The organism is Neobacillus sp. SRL179 (genome assembly GCF_984799095.1).
In genome coordinates this window covers 4,895,264-4,916,563 of record NZ_OZ481792.1, presented here as the reverse complement: position 1 = coordinate 4,916,563, position 21,300 = coordinate 4,895,264, and the positions used below count along the sequence as shown (strand labels likewise).

General features: G+C 46.2%; 16 protein-coding genes. 13 read left to right on the top strand and 3 right to left on the bottom strand.

What is annotated here, in order from left to right:
• Positions 1-140: 140 nt before the first annotated feature.
• The gene (locus AC4E8C_RS24115) at positions 141-2,207 is read right to left on the bottom strand and encodes a transglycosylase domain-containing protein (RefSeq protein WP_490209154.1); all 2,067 of its coding nucleotides are present in this window, start codon (positions 2,205-2,207) and stop codon (positions 141-143) included.
• A gap of 244 nt (positions 2,208-2,451) precedes the next feature.
• On the opposite strand from AC4E8C_RS24115, the gene speE reads away from it, so the two are divergent.
• The 5 genes from speE (at position 2,452) to AC4E8C_RS24090 (ending at position 7,023) form a co-directional block, all read left to right on the top strand.
• Positions 2,452-3,279: a spermidine synthase gene (gene speE / locus AC4E8C_RS24110; protein WP_490209153.1), complete on the top strand. Its 828-nt coding sequence runs from the start codon at positions 2,452-2,454 to the stop codon at positions 3,277-3,279.
• A 111-nt stretch (positions 3,280-3,390) separates the two neighbouring features.
• Positions 3,391-4,263 (top strand): agmatinase, encoded by an 873-nt coding sequence (gene speB / locus AC4E8C_RS24105; RefSeq protein WP_490209152.1) that lies wholly within the window; start codon positions 3,391-3,393, stop codon positions 4,261-4,263.
• 222 nt (positions 4,264-4,485) lie between these two features.
• On the top strand, positions 4,486-4,893 hold the full coding sequence (locus AC4E8C_RS24100; protein WP_490209151.1) for a YwiB family protein: 408 nt from the start codon (positions 4,486-4,488) through the stop codon (positions 4,891-4,893).
• Positions 4,890-6,563, top strand: coding sequence for an arginine--tRNA ligase (gene argS, locus AC4E8C_RS24095; protein ID WP_490209150.1), 1,674 nt, complete (start codon positions 4,890-4,892; stop codon positions 6,561-6,563). Before AC4E8C_RS24100 ends, argS begins: the two co-directional genes overlap by 4 nt.
• Positions 6,564-6,843: 280 nt before the next feature.
• On the top strand, positions 6,844-7,023 hold the full coding sequence (locus AC4E8C_RS24090) for an H-type small acid-soluble spore protein (protein WP_490209149.1): 180 nt from the start codon (positions 6,844-6,846) through the stop codon (positions 7,021-7,023).
• 40 nt (positions 7,024-7,063) lie between these two features.
• Here AC4E8C_RS24090 and uvsE read toward each other — a convergent pair whose 3' ends face one another.
• Positions 7,064-8,020 carry a UV DNA damage repair endonuclease UvsE gene (gene uvsE, locus AC4E8C_RS24085; protein ID WP_490209148.1) on the bottom strand — a complete coding sequence of 319 codons (957 nt, stop codon included), beginning with the start codon at positions 8,018-8,020 and terminating at the stop codon, positions 7,064-7,066.
• 17 nt (positions 8,021-8,037) lie between these two features.
• Complete coding sequence (cls, locus tag AC4E8C_RS24080; RefSeq protein ID WP_490209147.1) at positions 8,038-9,240, bottom strand: cardiolipin synthase; 1,203 nt, start codon at positions 9,238-9,240, stop codon at positions 8,038-8,040.
• Between the two features lie 184 nt (positions 9,241-9,424).
• Between cls and AC4E8C_RS24075 the strand changes: the two genes are divergently transcribed.
• From AC4E8C_RS24075 to AC4E8C_RS24040, 8 genes are all read left to right on the top strand, one after another.
• Entirely contained in the window at positions 9,425-11,536 is a 2,112-nt protein-coding gene (locus AC4E8C_RS24075; protein WP_490209146.1) for a (Fe-S)-binding protein, read from the top strand.
• A gap of 282 nt (positions 11,537-11,818) precedes the next feature.
• On the top strand, positions 11,819-13,006 hold the full coding sequence (locus tag AC4E8C_RS24070; RefSeq protein ID WP_490209145.1) for an acetyl-CoA C-acetyltransferase: 1,188 nt from the start codon (positions 11,819-11,821) through the stop codon (positions 13,004-13,006).
• A gap of 196 nt (positions 13,007-13,202) precedes the next feature.
• The gene (locus tag AC4E8C_RS24065; RefSeq protein WP_490209144.1) at positions 13,203-14,054 is read left to right on the top strand and encodes a 3-hydroxybutyryl-CoA dehydrogenase; all 852 of its coding nucleotides are present in this window, start codon (positions 13,203-13,205) and stop codon (positions 14,052-14,054) included.
• Positions 14,055-14,186: 132 nt separating this feature from the next.
• Positions 14,187-15,317, top strand: coding sequence for an acyl-CoA dehydrogenase (locus tag AC4E8C_RS24060; protein WP_490209143.1), 1,131 nt, complete (start codon positions 14,187-14,189; stop codon positions 15,315-15,317).
• Positions 15,318-15,476: 159 nt separating this feature from the next.
• The gene (locus AC4E8C_RS24055; RefSeq protein ID WP_490209142.1) at positions 15,477-16,616 is read left to right on the top strand and encodes an acyl-CoA dehydrogenase; all 1,140 of its coding nucleotides are present in this window, start codon (positions 15,477-15,479) and stop codon (positions 16,614-16,616) included.
• A 31-nt stretch (positions 16,617-16,647) separates the two neighbouring features.
• A complete protein-coding gene (locus tag AC4E8C_RS24050; RefSeq protein WP_490209141.1) occupies positions 16,648-17,343 on the top strand; it encodes a TetR/AcrR family transcriptional regulator in 696 nt (231 codons plus the stop codon).
• Between the two features lie 105 nt (positions 17,344-17,448).
• A complete protein-coding gene (gene icmF, locus AC4E8C_RS24045; RefSeq protein ID WP_490209140.1) occupies positions 17,449-20,697 on the top strand; it encodes a fused isobutyryl-CoA mutase/GTPase IcmF in 3,249 nt (1,082 codons plus the stop codon).
• Between the two features lie 367 nt (positions 20,698-21,064).
• Positions 21,065-21,262 carry a hypothetical protein gene (locus AC4E8C_RS24040; RefSeq protein ID WP_490209139.1) on the top strand — a complete coding sequence of 66 codons (198 nt, stop codon included), beginning with the start codon at positions 21,065-21,067 and terminating at the stop codon, positions 21,260-21,262.
• Positions 21,263-21,300: the final 38 nt, after the last annotated feature.

Genomic DNA, 21,300 nt, shown 5'->3' with positions numbered 1-21,300 from the left:
CTTGAAAAAATAAAATGGTATTTACTTGTAGTTTTTTTGAAAACTAGGTAATATTATATTCAGTGTGAAAACACTGTAAAACTAGGACAGGAAAAGCTCCGGAGCAATCCGGAGCTTTTCTATTTTTATATAAGTTTTTCTTAACTCCATGGCATGATTTTTTTATACCAAGGGACCTTTTTCGCATTCTTAGGTTTCATATATTTAGAATCCTTCGTTTGTAAATGGTCGGTACAATATTCAGTCGGTTCCGTACCTGCGACAAAATAGGTTAATCGCCGTACAGGGCATTCCTTTGTGGCCAGTTTGCCATTTTCAGGGTTTACGTAAACACCCACAACACCGTCTTTAGGTGGTTTAAATGCTTTTACGGGCTTCCCTGCTAAAGCATCTTCCATAAAATGGGCCCAAATATTCTTCGCATATGTTTTTTCCGCGACTAAGTTAATCGGTTTTCCCACATCATATCCTGCCCAGACGGCCGTCACCAGCTGGGGCGCGTAGCCAATCATCCAGCTATCCGTTTCCGTTGAGCCGGATTTGCCCGCATATGGCCGGGTAATGTCCTTGATGACCGTGCTTCCTGTGACCTTCGCGTAGCCGTTTAACTTTGAATCGAATATCCCTGTCAGCATTTGCGTCATCACAAAGGCTTTGGCTGGGTCTAACACCTTTTTATCGCGGGTTTCTTTTTCAAAAATGACCTTGCCATTATAATCTTCCACTCTCGTAATTAACGTCGGATCTACATCTTTGCCGCCGTTAGCCAGCATACTATAGGCATCGGCCATTTCAATCACCCGCACCCCTGATGTACCTAATGCTAGTGACGGCACCTCATCCATTTTGGTGGACAGCCCGAATTTCTTCGCCGTTTCAATTAACGTCTCTTCCCCTAAAAATAAATGCGTTTTGACGGCAAAAATATTGTCAGATACAGCCAGCGCCTGGGCGAGTGTGACTTCCCCATCGGCATACTTGTTATTAAAGTTATGCGGTGTATAGTCGGCCTGGCCATTGTCGAAATGAAACGTCGTAAATTCGCTTCGCATCGTCGACGATGGCGTAAAGCCATGTTCAAGGGCAGCATAATACAACAAGGGCTTAATCGTCGAACCCGGCTGCCTGATCGCTTGAACAGCGCGGTTAAACGGACTTTTTTCATAATCCCGGCCGCCTACCATCGCTTTGACATAACCAGTTTTCGGATCCATTGCGACAAGCCCGACTTGAATGTCTGAAGAACTGGCCACATATTGGTTGACCTGATTCTCAGCCGCGGCCTGTTGCTTTAAGTTAAGTGTAGTAAAAACCTTTAAACCGCCGAGGGTGATCGTACGGTCATCGAGATGTAATTGATTTTTCAAGGCATTTTTAACAGCATCCTGAAAGTACGGCGCCACCTTTACTCGCTGGGTCGTGTGTTCACCAATTAAAGTCAGGGATGTGGAGGCCGCTGCTTGCGCCTTTTTTCTATTGATATAACCGTTCTTTACCATCGATTGTAAAATAATCGCCTGGCGTGTTTTTGCTTTTTCCATTGAGGATAGTGGTGAATAGATCCCCGGACCCTTTGGAATCCCAGCCAGCATGCTTGCCTCAGCTAAGGTTAATTCGGCTGCACTTTTTCCATAATAATACTGGCTGGCTGCTTCGACACCATAGGCGCCGTTACCATAGTAAATGGTATTTAAATAGCCTTCGAGAATATCTTTTTTCGAATAATTCATTTCGAGCCGGATCGTGTAAAATGCCTCCATCAGCTTTCGCTTCCACGTTTTGTCATGTTCGAGGAAGAGATTCCGGGCATACTGCTGGGTAATCGTACTCGCGCCCTGCACCTTGGCCAGCGCCTTAACATCAGCGAGGACCGCTCCAGCTATCCGTTTATAATCAAAGCCATGATGCTCGTAAAAATTTTTATCCTCAATGGAGATTGTCGCGTTCACTAAATCAGGCGAAATATCGTTCATCCCAACCCAATACCGCTTTTGGCCGCTATTACTCTCGCCCATTAACGTCCCGTCATCAGCAAAAAACAGCGTCGATTGCGGTACTGCCAGCGGCGGAGCTCCTAAAATTTTGGCATAGCCGAGCACGCCAAAGAAGAGAATGAGCATACAAATCATGCCTATCAAACCGATGATAATAATTGCCCGCAAATATTTGATTGTTTTTCGAAACCCTTGATCAGTCATGATTTCCATTATGTTCACCTCACATGATAAAGTGGCAGGACCTAGACCCTTGTTTGTTGCACGTTTTTACAATCTGGGAAAAATTAGATAGTAATAGTATTGAAAAAAAAGAGTCTTTTTAAACATAAATGGGGAAATTCTTTAAATTTTACTAGACTTTTTCATGTGATTGTAATTCAATAGTTTGGGTAGTATAAAAATGGAGCGATAACATGGTAATCATAAATTAAGTTAACTTGGAAGGAAGATGATCATGGCCATTTGGTTCACAGAATATCAAACCAAAAACTTTGGCATCACAATGAAAGTTAATCAGACCTTACATACCGAGCAAACGGAATTTCAAAAACTTGATATGATTGAAACGGAAGAATGGGGCAACATGCTGTTATTAGATGACATGGTGATGACTTCCGTTCGCGACGAGTTCGTTTATCATGAAATGGTTGCCCACGTGCCATTATTTACACACCCAAATCCAGAAAACATTCTTGTTGTCGGCGGCGGCGACGGCGGCGTAATCCGCGAAGTGTTAAAGCATCCAAGCGTGAAGAAAGCGACACTGGTGGATATTGACGGGAAAGTCATCGAGTATTCGAAGAAATATCTGCCGGAGATTGCCGGCTGGTTAGAGGATCCCCGGGTGGATGTTCGGGTGGACGATGGTTTTATGCATATTGCCAATAGTGAAAATGAATATGATGTGATTATGGTCGATTCAACCGAACCAGTGGGACCTGCGGTGAATTTATTTACAAAAGGCTTTTATGCTGGGATTTCAAAGGCGTTAAAAGAAGAAGGAATTTTCGTGGCGCAGTCCGATAATCCTTGGTTTAAAGCAGACTTGATCCGGAATGTTCAGCGGGATGTCCGTGAAATCTTTCCGATTACACGCTTGTATACGGCAAATATTCCAACGTATCCAAGTGGGTTATGGGCATTCACAATTGGTTCAAAAAAATACGATCCATTAGAAGTAAGCGAGGAGCGCTTCCACGAGATCGAAACAAAATACTACACCAAAGAACTCCACAAAGCAGCGTTTGTCCTGCCTAAATTTGTGGGGGATTTAGTGAAATAAGTGGTTGGTTCAATTCTAAGCGACCGGACTCATGGGAAAAGAGAGCGAACAGTAGCGTAGACCTTTTCTAATACAATTAAATAAAGGTACATAGAAAGTGAGAGATGTTAGATGCGTTTTGATGAAGCATATGCGGGGAATGTGTTTATTAAGAGTCACCAGAATTTTGAAGAAAGTCAAGTAGTACTATACGGAATGCCGATGGATTGGACAGTAAGTTACCGTCCAGGCTCACGTTTTGGTCCAACAAGAATTCGCGAAGTATCACCAGGTCTTGAGGAGTATAGTCCATACCTAGACCGCGAATTAGAGGATTTGAAATATTTCGATGCCGGCGATATTCCTTTGCCATTTGGAAATCCACAGCGCAGTATCGATTTAATCGAAGAGTTTGTCGATCAAATCCTAGCTGCCGACAAGTTTCCATTAGGAATGGGCGGCGAGCACCTTGTTTCATGGCCTGTCATGAAGGCTGTTTATAAGAAATATCCTGATTTAGCGATTATTCATTTTGATGCGCACACAGACTTGCGTGAGCAATATGAAGGCGAGCCGTTATCGCACTCGACGCCGATTCGCAAAATCGCCGAATTAATTGGTCCGAAAAACGTGTATTCCTTTGGAATCCGTTCCGGTATGAAGGAAGAGTTTGACTGGGCGAAGGAAAATGGGATGCATATTTCCAAGTTTGAAGTATTAGAGCCTTTAAAGGAAATCTTGCCAACGCTTGCTGGCCGCCCGGTTTATGTGACGATTGATATCGATGTCCTTGATCCGGCCCATGCCCCAGGTACAGGCACGGTTGATGCAGGCGGCATCACATCAAAAGAACTGCTTGCCTCCATCCATGCCATTGCCCGTTCTGAAGTGAATGTCGTGGGCGGTGACCTTGTAGAGGTGGCCCCAATTTACGATCCATCCGAACAAACCGCCAACACAGCCAGCAAACTAATCCGCGAAATGCTGCTCGGCTGGGTAAAATAGGAAATTGGTGCCTGACACCATTTGATGCTTTAGCACCATTCATATATTGTTTTGCTGTTGCTTATCTGAGGTGCCCGTCCCGATTCTGGGAGGGGCATCTTTGATTTGTCCTGTTACTATGTTTATAATAGTAAAGTGCTGTGGTGACGCAGCAAATCAAAATGAATCTGAAAACCATTATAAGTTCCTTTGGTAAGATAAAAAAAGGATGTGCTTTTTTCTTTGGCGAACCAGGAAAGACCGGTAAAAATCAACGTAAAGACAACGATTGATGAACAGGAAACTTTTGAATTGACGGTATTTGGTCGATACTATCAAAAGGGAAATGCTTCATTTTTACAATATGAGGAAGTGCTCGAAGAAGGAACGGTTCGCACGATTGTAAAAATGGCCCCAGAAGAAGCCTTAATCTTACGCAGCGGTGCGGTGAAAATGCGGCTGCCGTTTCGATTACATTTGAAAATGCGCGGCAGTTACGAGTTGCCATTTGGCGTATTTGAAACCATGACATTGGCACGAAGCATCAAGCACACAGAGGGTAGCTTCGATATTCTGTACGATTTTACGATGCAGGGGTCGCCCGGCGGTACATACCATTTGGAGATAACCTTTCAGGAGGATGAAATATGAATATAGTAGAACAAGTGCAAACAAGAATAAAGGAAGAAATCCGTGCGGCCGTCATCAAAGCAGGCCTTGCAACAGAAGAGCAGATTCCTGATGTAATTTTAGAGATTCCAAAGGAAAAGGCGCATGGTGATTACTCCACAAATATGGCGATGCAGCTGGCTCGTGTGGCAAAGAAAGCGCCGCGTGTCATTGCGGAGGCATTAGTGGAAAACTTCGACCGTTCTAAGGCTTCGATTGAAAAAATTGACCTGGCTGGCCCAGGATTTATCAATTTTTATATGAACAATGGCTATTTAGCGGATTTAATTCCGACGATCCTGGAAGCAGGCGACAAGTACGGGGAAACCAATGTGGGCGGTGGCCAGAAGATTCAAGTCGAGTTTGTCTCCGCCAATCCAACCGGGGACCTGCACCTTGGACATGCCCGCGGTGCCGCTGTCGGCGACTCGCTTAGCAATATTCTAGCGAAAGCTGGTTTCGATGTGTCCCGCGAGTACTACATTAACGATGCCGGCAATCAGATTAATAACTTAGCGATTTCCATTGAAGCACGTTATTTCCAAGCACTTGGACTGGACAGAAACATGCCGGAGGACGGCTATCATGGTGCTGATATTATTGAAATCGGCAAGCGGCTGGCAGAGGAGTATGGCGACAAGTATGTGCATGCTGCAGATTCCGAACGCTATGACTTTTTCCGCGAGTATGGCCTGAAAGAGGAAATGGCAAAGTTACAGAAGGATCTAGAGGATTTCCGTGTCGGCTTTGATGTCTGGTTCTCCGAAACCTCGCTTTATAAAAATGGAAAAATTGATGACGCCCTAAACGCGTTGCGGGAAAGCGGCTATGTCTATGAGCAGGACGGCGCAACCTGGCTGCGCTCGACCGATTTTGGCGATGACAAGGACCGTGTTCTCATTAAGCAGGATGGCTCCTATACGTACCTGACACCGGATATTGCTTACCATAAAGACAAGCTTGAGCGCGGCTTTGAAAAATTAATCAATATTTGGGGTGCGGACCATCACGGCTATATCCCGCGGATGAAAGCAGCGATTCAGGCTTTAGGTTATGACCGCGAGGCCCTCGAGGTCGAAATTATCCAATTGGTTCATCTTTATAAAAATGGCGAGAAGATGAAGATGAGCAAACGGACTGGTAAAGCTGTCACCATGCGTGATTTGGTTGATGAGGTCGGCCTCGATGCGACCCGTTATTTCTTTGCCATGCGCAGTTCAGACACCCATTTAGACTTTGATTTGGATTTAGCTGTGTCAGAATCCAATGAAAATCCCGTTTATTATGCGCAGTATGCTCATGCCCGCATTTCCAGTATTTTGCGTTCTGGTGATGAGCAGGGATTTGCTGTTGATGCGAACGCGGATGTTTCCTTGGTGACATCCTCCGAAAAGGAAATTGATTTATTGAAAAAGTTGGGCGAGTTCCCGTCCGCAGTCAGCGAAGCTGCCTTGAAACGGATGCCGCACCGAATTACGAATTATATTATGGAATTAGCCTCTGCGTTCCATAGTTTTTATAATGCTGCGAAGGTGCTTGATCCTGAGCATGTGGAGCGGACGAAGGCACGCCTCGCGTTGGTGCGGTCTGTGCAGATTACCTTAAAAAATGCTTTAGCTTTGATTGGTGTATCCGCTCCAGAGAAAATGTAAAATAGGAAGACTCTCTTTTGGTGTAAAGGGGGTCTTTTTTAATGGGGATTTTTAGAAGTGGAAAGTAAATGAGGTTAAGCGGAAAGTAAATATCCAAAAGAGGAAAGTAAAATCGGAAAAGTGGAAAGTAAATTGCCGAAAGCGGTAAGTAATTCACCTAAACCGGAAAGTAAACAAAGTCTAGGCGTGCTTTTTCTGAGAAATACCCCATTAATATGAATAGCCGCCAAAAATTTGCAAATATTAAAAGTAGAATTTTGAGTGAGGAGTGAACCGACGAATGAATGTTGGCCGAGCGAAGGAAATTGTGGAATCTACTGATATGATTAATGTGACTTATGATGGGACCCCTGTCATTATTCAACATGTCGATGAAACGACGAAAATGGCACGGATCTATTCGAGAAAAGATCCAGAGAATGAACAGGACGTACCAGTATTGAATTTGATAGAGGAATAAAAAAGAGTCTCCGATGCTGATTCGGAGGCTCTTTTGCCAACTACTTTACCTCAATCGCCGCGCCGCTAATCCGTTTATAGCCGCGCAGTTTGCTTAAATCCTCCACTAATTTCAGGGCCGCTTGGTCCTTTGCCTTGGCCTCAATCATGAAATCAACATCCTGACCTAGTTCGCGCAGTAAGGTCAAAAAAGGCATAATAAATTCTGGGTCAACATAATCTGCATGGGAGCGGAACTCCTTCCCATTTTTCGGTGAGGAGATATGGATTTTCGGGACATATGCAAGATGTGACCAAGTCCCGAAAATACGCGGCAGCAGCTCTTCAAGCGGTGCCTCACTTAGGTTTGCCATATGATGATGATAGTCGAATACTAAGGGAATCGTCTCTTTTTCACAAACGGCTAAGGTCTCCTCAGCCGTGTACGTTTTATCATCATTTTCCAAGGTCATTACTTTTTTGATGTGACCAGGCAGTGTTTTTAGATTTTGATGGAATCGCTTCAAGGCTGCAGCTTTATCCCCGTAAGCCCCGCCAATATGGATATTCATTAAACCGCGGTCGGCAACGCCCATCGCTTCGAACATTTGATAATGATACGTCATATCCTTCACTGCATTCTCGGTAATCGTCTTTTTGGGCGAAGTAAACAGTGTAAATTGATTGGGATGGAAGCTGACGCGCAGCTGATTCTTTTTAATCAAATCGCCAAGTTCCTGCCACTCTGCTTGAAATGGGGTCGTAAAGTCCCACATCACTTCTGGATGGGTTGCCAGCGGTACGATGGAACTAGACAGCCTGTATAATTCAAATTCATGCGCCAGATTAAAGTACAGCATGCGTAACGTATGATGAATATTTTGCTTCGTCACCTCAAGCAATTTTTCCATCCGTTCTTCTGGGCTGAGCTGCTGATAACGGGTATAGGTGAGCGATTTTGCAGGGGAAGCATCCCATAAGGTAATCGCCGTCGAAACATAGCCAAACCGGATTTTCATCCTCACACCCCCCTTATTTATAAAAATAATGATAGAGCTCCAGCAATAACCTCTTTCACTGAACGAAACAAGTTCGGTTTATTCAGTACGTCCAAGGACATCGACTCTGAGTCAAGGATGTCTTTATCAATGACGTCTTTGAGGCGGCTGATAAAGATAGGGTCGTACAGATAGCAATTTATTTCTTTGTTTAAAAATAAGCTGCGCTTATCAAAATTGGCTGTGCCGATATCGCAAATTTTATCATCGATCAAGAGTGTTTTTGCATGATAAAAACCATTTTTATATTGATAAACCAAAGCTCCTTCCTTCAAGAGAATTCGCAAATAACGATACGAGGCCTCTTGAACAAGGATGTGGTCGGCAGTGTAGGGAACAATCAATGTGATGCTGACACCGCGCCGCCGCGCTTTCAGTAATTCTGCAAAAATAGGTGGACTTGGAATAAAGTAGGGGGTGCCAATGATAATCGATTGGTCGGCCTTTTGAATGAGGCGAATAAAATTTTCCTCGAGGTGCCCTGCCTCAGTAGGAACAAACTGATGTCGGACCCCGCCTTCAGGCTGTTTTGGAAAATAGGCCGAATGATTAGAGAGATTCTCGCCGGCATATTCATTCCAATCGATCATAAACTCACTCTGCAAAAAATTTACACTTTCACCGGATACCCTTAATTGATAATCCCGCCACGGGCTCAATTTTGGATCTTGATCAATATATTCCTTGCCGATATTAAAGCCGCCGACAAAGCCGACTTTGCCGTCAATCACCGAGATTTTGCGATGATTACGGATTTGCGAAGAATAAAAGAGAAATGGAAAGCGAATCCGGTTACTAAAGGCAAACTGAATGCCCGCCTTCTGTAAGGCTGTTACGTCAGCCTTTTTAATTCCGAAACTGCCAAGGCGGTCAATCAGGAGCCGAACTTCCACACCTTGCCGGGCCTTTTCTTTTAAAAGAGTAAAGAACTCGCGGCCCAGTTCGTCGTTCTTAACAATATAATAGAGGACGTGAATATGTTTTTGCGCCTGGCGAATTTCTGAAAAATAACGGCTGAAAAATTCCTTTCCATGGGAATATACCTCAAAATGGCCATGGAGGATGGGGGTCTCCAGCTTGACCGCAAGCGCAAGATGCTTCTTTCGTCCTAATCTAAAATCTAAGACAAGCCATAAAATGATAAAAAAGAGTAGTCCGCTCAAAATGAGTGCAAATTTCATTGAAATCTTTCCCCCAGTCGGTGTAGTTAGTGTTTCCGAGTGAAAACAATTCTATAAGTCGAACGAATTTTTTAAAAATTGATTGACTGAATGCTCATTCATTATATAATAGAGGTAAATGTAGATTCAGAAAATTATATATTTTCTACTAACTATAAGGTGGAACAGGGAAGGGGAGTTTTGCTTGAATGGTCTTTTATGGGTCAATTTAATTGCGTTTCTTGCTGTAACCGCTTACGCAATCAGCTTGTTCGTGTATGTGGTTAAAACGCGGATTCAATTTATTAAGCTTGGCAAAAAGGTCGAGTTTGATAACGATGTCAAAGCACGGCTGCAGAAAATTTGGGTGAATGTGTTTGGCCAGAAGAAGTTGTTAAAAGATAAAAAGAGCGGTGCCATTCACGTCATGTTCTTTTATGGCTTTATTCTCGTTCAGTTTGGCGCAATAGATTTTATTTGGAAAGGGCTCGTCCCCGGTTCACATCTGCCGCTAGGACCGTTGTATGCCGGGTTCACTTTTTTCCAAGAGCTTGTCACACTGATGATTCTTGTCGCTGTATTATGGGCCTTCTACCGCCGCTATGTTGAAAAATTAGTCCGCTTAAAGCGTAATTTTAAATCAGGGCTTGTCCTGATATTTATCGGCGGGTTGATGATTTCTGTGTTGCTCGGCAATGGCATGGGCCTCATCTGGCACGGGGAAGAAGCCTCTTGGACAGAGCCTGTTGCTTCTGTCATTTCGGTACTTTTTTCGGGGATTGGTGAAACCGCCTCCATTGTGATTTTCTACATCGCCTGGTGGGCTCACCTTTTATTCTTGTTAAGCTTTTTAGTTTACGTGCCGCAGTCCAAGCACGCGCACTTAATCGCTGGACCGGCGAATGTTTATTTTAACCGTTTAGAAAAACCAGGTAAATTGAAAAAAGTGGATTTTGAAGATGAATCCCAAGAGTCGTTTGGGGTTGGGAAAATTGAAGACTTCACGCAGCACCAAATGATCGACTTTTACGCCTGCGTGGAATGCGGACGCTGTACGAATATGTGTCCGGCAACCGGAACAGGCAAGATGCTGTCACCAATGGATTTAATCGTCAAGATGCGCGATCATCTCACTAACTACGGGGCATCTGTCACCTCGAAACAGCCGTGGGTGCCAACATTTGCTTTTGCAAACACGAAAGGCAATCAAATTGCCCTTGCCGCAAGTGGTCAAGGAGCTGAGGAAACGGCTGCAGCGTTAGCCTATAGTCCAAGTCTGATTGGCGATGTCATCACGGAAGAAGAAATCTGGGCCTGTACGACCTGCCGCAACTGTGAAGACCAATGTCCGGTGATGAACGAGCACGTCGATAAAATTATCGACCTGCGCCGTTATTTGGTGTTAACCGAAGGGAAAATGGATGCAGATGCTCAGCGTGCCATGACCAACATCGAGCGCCAAGGCAATCCATGGGGCTTAAACCGCAAGGAGCGCGAAAACTGGCGCGAAGTGCGTGAGGATGTGGAAATTAAGACGGTCAAGGAAATGAACAAGGCGGGCGAAGAGTTTGAATACCTATTCTGGGTTGGATCAATGGGTTCATATGATAACCGCAGCCAAAAAATCGCCCTTTCGTTTGCTAAATTGCTGAACGAGGCTGGTGTGAAGTTTGCCATCCTTGGCAACAAAGAAAAGAACTCTGGCGACACCGCACGCCGCTTGGGCAATGAGTTCTTATTCCAAGAACTAGCCGCAAAAAATATTGAAGAATTTGAAAAGGCTGAAGTCAAGAAAATCATTACGATTGACCCGCATGCCTATAATATTTTCAAAAATGAATACCCTGATTTTGGCTTAGAGGCGGAGGTTTATCACCATACGGAGGTTCTATATGAGCTTGTCCGCGATGGACGTCTTGTACCAAAGCATGCCGTCAACGAAACGATTACGTTCCACGATTCTTGTTACTTAGGCCGTTACAATGATGTCTACGATCCACCGCGTGAAATTTTAAAATCGATTCCGGGTGTGAAGCTGGTCGAAATGGAACGGAATCGCGAAAAAGGAATGTGCTGCGGCGCTGGCGGCGGGTTAATGTGGATGGAAGAGGAAACTGGCCACCGCATCAACGTCAGCCGCACAGAGCAAGCTTTGGCCGTGAATCCATCGGTGATTAGCTCAGGTTGTCCATACTGCTTAACGATGCTTTCAGACGGAACCAAGGCGAAGGAAGTCGAAGAAAAAGTAGCGACCTATGATGTCGCCGAATTGCTGGAAAAAGCCGTTTGTGGCGAGACAAAGGTGCTTGCTTCTTAAGAAGATTTGGAAAATCGGGCAGTTGTTCGTTTGGACTTACTGCCCGTTCTTCATGAAGTAAAAATTTTAAGAATTTTGTGTAAAACATTTCAATTTTTGAGAAATTTTGTGTAAAATAAAAGAGTGTAATAAAACGCTTACATTTTTTAATTTAATTGTATAGGCGTGGGCAAGATGGTTGCTGGCGCTATATTTTTCAGCATTTTTCGAGCGAGCGTTCAGTCGCTGTCCAAGGGGATTTTAGTTTATGACTGAATATTAAGAAAAGGGAGCGTGTTTGGGATGGGGAAAACGGTCATTTTAAGTGGGGTAAGAACACCTTTTGGCAAGCTGGGGGGATCAATAAGCAGCTTAACTGCTTCACAGCTAGGGGGAATTGCTGTGAAGGAAGCGTTAGTACGCGCTGGTGTGAAGCCTGAAGAGGTACAGGAAGTGATACTTGGCTCCGTTTTACAAGGCGGACAGGGGCAAATTCCGTCCCGGCAAGCAGCCCGCGAGGCAGGTCTGCCATGGGAAGTAAAAACAGAAACAATTAATAAGGTATGTGCCTCAGGAATGCGCAGTGTCACCTTGGCAGATCAAATTATTCGTGCCGGTGATGAAGAGGTAATTGTCGCAGGCGGAATGGAATCGATGAGCAACGCTCCTTATTTGCTGCCAAAAGCAAGATGGGGATTCCGTATGGGCGATTCAACCGTTAGGGATTTAATGATTCATGACGGCTTAACTTGTAGTTTTACCGGTGTTCATATGGGCACTTACGGAAACTCAACCGCCGCTGAGTTGGAAATTTCGCGTGAAGCTCAGGATGAATGGGCGTTAAGAAGTCATGTCCGCGCGATTGCGGCCATCGAAAGCGGTAAATTGGCAGAGGAAATCGTTTCGGTCGAAGTGCCGCAGCGAAAAGGAGCGCCGGTCGTGGTCTCGGAGGACGAGGGACCGCGTAAGGATACCTCTTTAGAACGCCTCGCCAAATTAGCACCCGTCTTTAACTCAACCGGAACGATTACAGCAGGGAACGCCCCCGGGGTCAATGATGGTGCGGCAGCGCTTGTCTTAATGAGCGAAGAACGTGCCGCCCGTGAAGGACGTGAAGTGGGCGCTGTAATTCTTGGCCATGCAGCGGTTGCGGTCGAAGCGAAAGACTTTCCACAAACACCCGGCCTAGTAATCAATGAAATTTTACGAAAAACGGGCCGGAGCTTGGAGGAAATCGATTTATTCGAAATCAACGAGGCATTTGCCGCAGTGGCATTGGCCAGTGGAAAAATTGCTCAGCTCGATCCAGAAAAAGTGAATGTCAATGGCGGTGCGGTGGCCCTCGGTCATCCAATTGGCGCAAGCGGAGCCCGCATCATCGTCACCTTAATGCACGAACTGAAGCGGCGCGGGGGCGGAATCGGAATAGCCGCCATCTGCAGCGGCGGCGGCCAGGGCGATGCTGTGATGATCGAAGTGCCAAAGCGGTAAGCTTTGATTCGATTCTTGATTCGCAAATAAGACTCATGAATTCGCAAATAAATAGGATTGATGCGCAAATAAAACATGAAAAGCAGCAAATAAAGTGGCCTGATTCGCAAATAAAACGAAGAAAAGGTTAGAAAGATTTATTTTTATAAAAAAAGGGGGCTGACCACGCTGTTAGCCCTCAAATGGAGGGAAAACCATGCACGTTTCAAAAGTAATGGTGATCGGTGCCGGACAGATGGGCTCAGGAATTGCTCAGGTATGTGCCCAGGCAGGTTACCATGTGTTGGTAAATGACATCAAGACAGAATTCGTCGAGCGAGGCTTAGGGGTCATCACGAAAAATTTATCCCGCAACGTGGACAAAGGCCGGATGACTGGAGAAGAGAAGCAAGAAGTCTTAGCAAGACTATCCGCATCGACCGACTTAAACGATGCAAGCGGCGTTGATCTTGTCATTGAAGCAGCCGTTGAAAATATGGAAATTAAAGCAAAAATATTTGCTCAACTAGATGAAATCGCCCCAGCCCATGCTATTTTAGCAAGTAATACATCCTCACTGCCCATCACAGAAATTGCCGCTGCCACCAAGCGTCCCGAAAAGGTGATCGGCATGCATTTTATGAATCCAGTTCCAGTAATGAAACTCGTCGAGATCATCCGCGGCTTGGCTACATCCGATGAAGTATATCAAGTGATTGAAGACATGACCAAAACGTTAAGCAAGGTGCCTGTAGAGGTAAATGACTTCCCTGGCTTTGTCTCAAACCGTGTGCTGATGCCGATGATTAATGAGGCGATTTATACCTTATACGAAGGCGTGGCGACCAAAGAAGCGATTGATGAAGTTATGAAGCTCGGCATGAATCATCCGATGGGACCGCTGACTTTAGCTGATTTTATCGGCCTTGATACCTGTTTATATATTATGGAGACCCTGCACGAAGGCTTTGGCGATGACAAATACCGCCCATGCCCGCTCTTGCGTAAATATGTAAAGGCCGGCTGGCTCGGAAAGAAATCGGGACGCGGATTTTACAGCTACGAATAGTTTGGCTCCAAGCGCACGAAATGCGGCGTAGAGCCTAAAATCAGACAAAACACCAGGTGGATCACTGCGAGGGTACATAGCTGAGATTCTGTGATCTCTCCTGGCTTATACATCCGCAAGGGAGAGATGACGATGAATCTTACGTTTACAGAGGAACAAGACATGATGCGAAAAATGGTTCGTGATTTTGCTGAAAAAGAAATCACCCCCTTTATTGCGAGGATGGAAAAAGGAGAATTTCCCCGTGACATTCTCCGTAAAATGGGCGAACTTGGCCTGATGGGCATTCCGGTGCCCGAGCAATATGGCGGGGCGGCAATGGATTTCACCTCGTATATCATTGCCATTCACGAGCTTTCTAAAATAAGTGCCACGATAGGAGTCATCTTATCCGTTCATACATCGGTCTGTACGAACCCGATTCTGTACTTTGGCACGGAAGAACAAAAGCAAAAGTATGTGCCTAAACTGGCATCAGGGGAGTATTTAGGGGCATTTTGTTTAACCGAACCAAGTTCAGGGTCGGATGCAGCCAGTTTGAAGACGCGCGCCGTCAAGAAAGGCGACCATTATGTCCTCAATGGCTCAAAGGTGTTTATTACAAATGGCGGTGAGGCCGATGTCTATATTGTTTTTGCAACGACTGACCCGAAGCTCGGCACAAAGGGGATTGCCGCTTTTATTGTTGAAAAAAATACGCCTGGTTTTATTGTTGGCAAGGATGAAAAGAAAATGGGACTGCACGGATCGCGAACGGTGCAGCTAACGTTCGAGGATATGCGTGTCCCGGTGGCGAACATGCTCGGCAATGAAAGCGAGGGCTTTAAAATTGCCATGGCCAACCTTGACGTCGGCCGCATTGGGATTGCTACCCAGGCCCTCGGGATTGCCGAGGCTGCACTGGAAGCGGCAACTGCCTATGCGAAGGAACGCAAGCAATTCGGCAAACCGATTGCTGCCCAGCAAGGGATTGCCTTTAAACTGGCCGATATGGCTACTCAAGTGGAGGCTGCTAAACTATTAGTCTATCGGGCTGCAGATTTGCGATCGCGGGGCATGAAGTGCGGCCTAGAGGCCTCGATGGCAAAACTATTTGCAACGAGAACGGCGGTAGAAGTCACAACCGAGGCCATTCAAGTGTTTGGCGGCTACGGCTATACGGAGGATTACCCAGTCGAACGGTATTTCCGCGATGCGAAGGTGACGGAGATTTACGAAGGCACAAGCGAAATTCAGCGGATTGTGATTAGTAAGTATCTTTGATTTGAGGAATCAATATCCAATTTTTGTCAAATAGCACAAAACATGCTGAAATTGGCACAAAACCGCTCCAAAAAGGCACAATTCAAGTGGAAATCGGCCCAAATGAAGCCGAATTTTATAAAAAGAACCCAGCCCAAAAATTAAAAGGAGGTAACTAATATGCAATTTAAATTATCAGAAGAACATGAAATGATTCGGAAAATGGTTCGTGATTTTGCGCGGAACGAGGTAGCACCAACGGCGGCGGAGCGCGATGAGGAAGAACGCTTTGATCGGGACATTTTTGACAAAATGGCTGAGCTTGGCCTTACAGGGATTCCATGGCCTGAACAGTACGGCGGTATCGGCAGTGACTACTTAGCTTATTGCATCGCAGTAGAGGAATTATCCCGTGTTGATGCTTCAGTGGGTGTCATGCTGTCTGCCCACACCTCACTTGCAGGCTGGCCGATTTATAAATTTGGCAGTGAAGAGCAAAAACAAACGTATTTACGCCCAATGGCGGAGGGAAGCAAAATTGGAGCTTATGGGTTAACGGAGCCTGGCAGCGGCTCAGATGCCGGCGGAATGAGAACAACAGCCCGCTTAGAAGGCGACCACTACGTGATCAATGGTTCGAAAATTTTTATTACCAATGGCGGTGAGGCCGACATTTATGTCGTGTTTGCGCTAACCGATCCATCGAGCAAGCAAAAGGGTACGACTGCTTTTATTGTTGAAAATGATTTCCCAGGCTTCTCCGTTGGGAAAAAAGAGAAAAAGTTAGGGATTCGTTCTTCGCCAACAACTGAAATTATTTTTGAAGACTGCCGTGTGCCGGTGGCCAACAGGCTTGGGGAAGAAGGCGACGGTTTTAAAATTGCGATGATGACGCTGGATGGCGGCCGCAACGGGATTGCTGCTCAAGCTGTGGGAATTGCCCAAGGCGCTCTTGATGCGGCAGTGGATTATGCACGGGAACGTCATCAATTTGGCAAGCCGATTGCCGCCAACCAAGGGATTTCGTTTAAATTGGCGGATATGGCGACAAACATCGAAGCTTCTAGACTATTAACCTATCAAGCGGCCTGGCTCGAGTCGAACGGCTTACCATATGGCAAGGAGTCGGCAATGTCGAAGCTATTTGCTGGCGACACTGCAATGAAGGTAACAACTGAAGCCGTGCAGGTGTTTGGCGGCTATGGCTATACAAAGGATTATCCAGTTGAACGCTTTATGCGCGATGCGAAGATTACCCAAATTTACGAAGGTACACAAGAAATCCAACGCCTGGTGATTTCGAGGATGTTAACGAAATAATTTTTTGAAAAAAACAAAGGCGGGTAGCGGGATGAAAAAGAGGGAAGTTCAGGCCTCAGTCAAGGATGAGCGCCTCGTGCAAAAAAGGCGTGATCAAATGATTAAAGGGGCCGTTGCACTGTTTAAACAAAAGGGGTTTCATCGGACCACGACGAGGGAAATTGCCAAAGCAGCCGGATTCAGCATCGGGACGCTGTATGAATATATCCGCACCAAGGAAGATGTGCTCTATCTCGTTTGTGACAGCATTTATGACCATGTCAGCGAGCGCCTGCAGCAGGACCTGTCTTTGAAAAAAGGGACATTAGACAGCTTGAAGCTGGGAATTGCTCACTTTTTTCAGGTGATGGATGAAATGCAGGCTGAGGTGCTCGTCATGTACCAGGAAGTGAAGTCGCTCTCGAAGGATGCGCTTCCGTATGTGTTGAAAAAGGAAATGGAAATGGTCGGGATGTTTGAAAATTTACTGTCACGCTGTGTCGCGAACGGGGAACTGTCCTTATCAGAAAAGCAAGTGAAAATAATTGCCCATAACATTTTTGTCCAGGGGCAAATGTGGGGCTTCCGCCGCTGGGCGCTCCGGAAATTATTCACGCTCGATGAATATATTGAGCTGCAGACGGAGCTGTTGCTGGCGGGGATTAGCGGCAGCCACTCGATCACAGCTGAAAAGGACAGTCAACCGGTTCAAAGTAGGGCCGCGGAATCAAGCACGAAATACAGTTAGGTGAACGCGGGAATTTGCTCTCGGGAGCACAGCCTTTTCTAAAAAAACGACGAAAAGCTGCGCGTACTCACACAAGGTTCATTTTTCCAAAAAAGGGGGAGGACGATGGGGAGTTATCAGCCACGGCATCATATTCGGTTTGTGACGGCGTCGAGTTTGTTTGACGGTCATGATGCCTCGATTAATATTATGAGACGGATTCTTCAGGCGAGCGGAGCGGAGGTCATACATCTTGGCCATAATCGCTCGGTTGAGGAGGTTGTCAACGCGGCGATTCAGGAGGATGTGCAGGGGATTGCGATTTCTTCGTATCAAGGCGGGCATGTGGAATACTTTAAGTATATGTATGACTTGTTAAAAGAAAAAGGGGCGCCGCATATCCGGATTTATGGCGGCGGCGGCGGGGTGATTATTCCGCGTGAGTTGGATGAGCTGCATGCGTACGGGATTGCAAGGCTGTTTTCACCGGAGGATGGACGGTCGCTCGGTCTTCAGGGCATGATTGATCTGATGATTCGAGAATGTGATTTTTCTACGGTGACAATGGATGTTAGTGAGCAAATCGAAAAACTGCCGGCGGGTGATGTGAATAGCATTGCCAAGCTGATTACGTTAGCCGAGCTGCATGTGGATAAACAAAATGAAGCCGCGGCAACGGTGGAGCAAGTGATGGAGCAAGTGAAGTCGCTGGAGAAGGCGATTCCGGTTGTGGGGATTACGGGAACGGGCGGCGCGGGAAAAAGTTCATTGACGGATGAATTAATCCGCCGCTTTATTAATGAATTTCCGGCGAAGAAGGTTGCGATTCTCTCGGTGGACCCGACGAAACAGAAAACGGGCGGGGCGCTGCTTGGTGACCGGATCCGGATGAATGCGATTTTTTCGCCGAATGTGTATATGCGGAGTTTGGCTACGCGTCGGTCGAAAAACGAGCTCTCTTTGGCGATTAAAGATGCTGTCGCGGTAACGAAGGCGGCGGGCTTTGACCTGGTGATTGTGGAAACGAGCGGGATTGGCCAGGGGGATGCGGAAATTACCGAAATTTGTGATGTGTCCTTGTATGTGATGACGAGTGAATTTGGGGCGCCGTCTCAGCTCGAAAAAATCGATATGCTCGACTTTGCTGATTTAATTGTCATCAATAAGTTTGAGCGCAAGGGCTCTGAGGATGCAAAGCGCCAGGTGCAGAAGCAGTATCAGCGTAACAATATGCTATTTGAAAAAGAGCTGGATGACATGCCCGTTTATGGCACGATTGCCAGCCAGTTTCATGATCCAGGCACGAATGCCTTGTTTGCGGCGTTAGTGGACGTGATTAATGCGAAGGCGGGCACGGATTGGGTGACGTCATTTAGCAAGGATGCAGTAGTTGAAAAGCAAAATGTGATTATTCCGACGGACCGGCGTTATTATTTACGGGAAATTTCGGAGACGGTGCGCGGTTATCATAAAAAGGCGGAACAGCAGGCTGATATTGCCCGGAAATTATTTCAGCTCGAAGGGGCGATGGAAGCGGTCAAGGATCAGCCGGAAGTGGTTGCTGCCTTAGAAGCCGTTAAACGGGCGACTGAGGAACAGCTGACGGCGGAATCGCGGAGAATTTTGGAGACGTGGGAGACGACGAAAGCGGCTTATTCAGGCTCTGAGTTTGTGACACGTATCCGCGATAAAGAGATTATCACGGTGTTAAAATCAAAAAGCTTATCAGGCCTTGATATTCCAAAGGTTGCACTGCCGCGGTATAAAGACTACGGGGAAATTCTGCGCTGGGTCTATCAAGAGAATGTGCCAGGTTCATTCCCTTATACCGCCGGGGTATTTCCGTTTAAGCGCGAGGGTGAGGACCCGAAACGGCAATTTGCTGGTGAAGGGACGCCGGAACGGACGAACCGCCGTTTCCATTATTTATCGAAGGATGATGCGGCCAAGCGATTGAGTACGGCATTTGATTCGGTGACTTTGTATGGGGAAGACCCCGATTACCGCCCGGATATTTATGGGAAGGTCGGCGAAAGCGGCGTTAGTGTTTGTACCTTAGATGATATGAAGAAATTGTATGACGGCTTTGATTTATGCCATCCATCGACCTCGGTATCGATGACGATTAATGGACCTGCGCCGATTATTTTGGCAATGTTCATGAACACGGCGATTGATCAGCAGGTTTTGTTGAAAGAGGCGGAACTGGGCCGAGTGCTTACGGTCGAAGAATTTGCGGCGGTTCGTGCTTATACCTTAAGGACGGTGCGCGGGACGGTGCAGGCAGATATTTTAAAAGAAGACCAAGGCCAGAATACGTGTATTTTTTCGACGGAGTTTGCGTTGCGGATGATGGGGGATATTCAGCAATATTTTATTGATCATCAAGTCCGCAATTATTATTCGGTGTCGATCAGCGGCTATCATATTGCTGAGGCGGGGGCGAACCCGATTTCGCAGCTGGCGTTTACATTGTCGAATGGTTTTACGTATGTGGAATATTATTTGAGCCGCGGGATGCACATTGATGACTTTGCACCAAACTTGTCATTCTTTTTCTCGAATGGTCTGGATCCAGAGTATACGGTGATCGGCCGGGTGGCACGCCGGATTTGGGCAACGGTGATGCGTGAAAAATATGGCGCGAACGAACGCAGTCAAAAGCTGAAGTATCATGTTCAGACATCGGGACGGTCGCTGCATGCACAGGAAATTGATTTTAATGATATCCGGACGACTTTGCAGGCGTTGATGGCTTTGCATGACAACTGTAATTCCTTGCACACGAATGCCTATGATGAAGCGATTACCACGCCGACAGAGGAATCGGTGCGGCGGGCGATGGCGATTCAGATGATTATTACGAAAGAGCATGGCTTAACGAAAAATGAGAATCCGTTGCAGGGCTCGTTTATTGTCGAGGAATTGACGGATTTAGTGGAGGAAGCGGTGCTGCAGGAGTTTGACCGGTTGAATGACCGCGGCGGGGTGCTTGGGTCGATGGAGACACAGTATCAGCGCGGCAAGATTCAGGATGAGTCGATGTATTATGAAATGAAGAAGCATACGGGTGAGATGCCGATTATTGGCGTGAATACGTATTTAAATCCGAATCCGCCATCTATGGAAGAGGTTAATAATATGGAAATTGCCCGGGCCACGAAAGAAGAGAAGGAGTTGCAGATTTATAATTTGCGTGCCTTTTGGGAGACTCATGCCGCGGAAAGCACGGCTGCATTGAATCGCTTAAAAGCGGCGGCGGTGAACAATGGCAATATTTTTGCAGAACTAATGGAAACCGTGAAAGTCGCCAGCCTCGGACAAATCACCAGAGCATTGTACGAAGTCGGCGGGCAGTATCGGCGAAATATGTAAAACGAAAAGCGGAAGCGCCCTGGTCAGCGGCGTATGGCCTGGAGCACTCCAACCGAGATAAAGGAAACACGAAGAGCGTTAGCGATTCGATGTTGACTTATCGTAGGGTGGAGAGCGAAGGACACTAGCCGCTAGGGTGCTGGAGCTAGACATGAAGAAAAGCGAAAGCGCCCTGGTCAGGGATGAATCCTATATTATAAAAAGGTTAATAGTAGAAACGGTGTCAGGCACCAGGTGGAATTTACGCCTGGTAACTGACACCGATATTTTTTTGTGCTATTTTATAGTAGATATGAATGATTCTGTGATCTTGAGATATAATCGAACTAGCAGGAAACTCCAAGAGAGCATGGGCAGGTGCGTGAAGTTGAAGGGTAGTCACATTATTATTGTGTTAATTGTTTTTGCCTGGCCATTAAACTATCTCTATCAGCTCCAATTGGGGGCAGTTTCGTTCTTGCTGCTGGCCATTTTCTTTTTGATCATCTCTATTAAGGAGATAAAGAAGCTAAGGAAACAGGAGAAAGGGCCTAGCCGTAAATCAACAAAGGAAAAAATCAAGTGAAACAATAGCCAAGGACTAGCATAAACCGGAAGAATTTG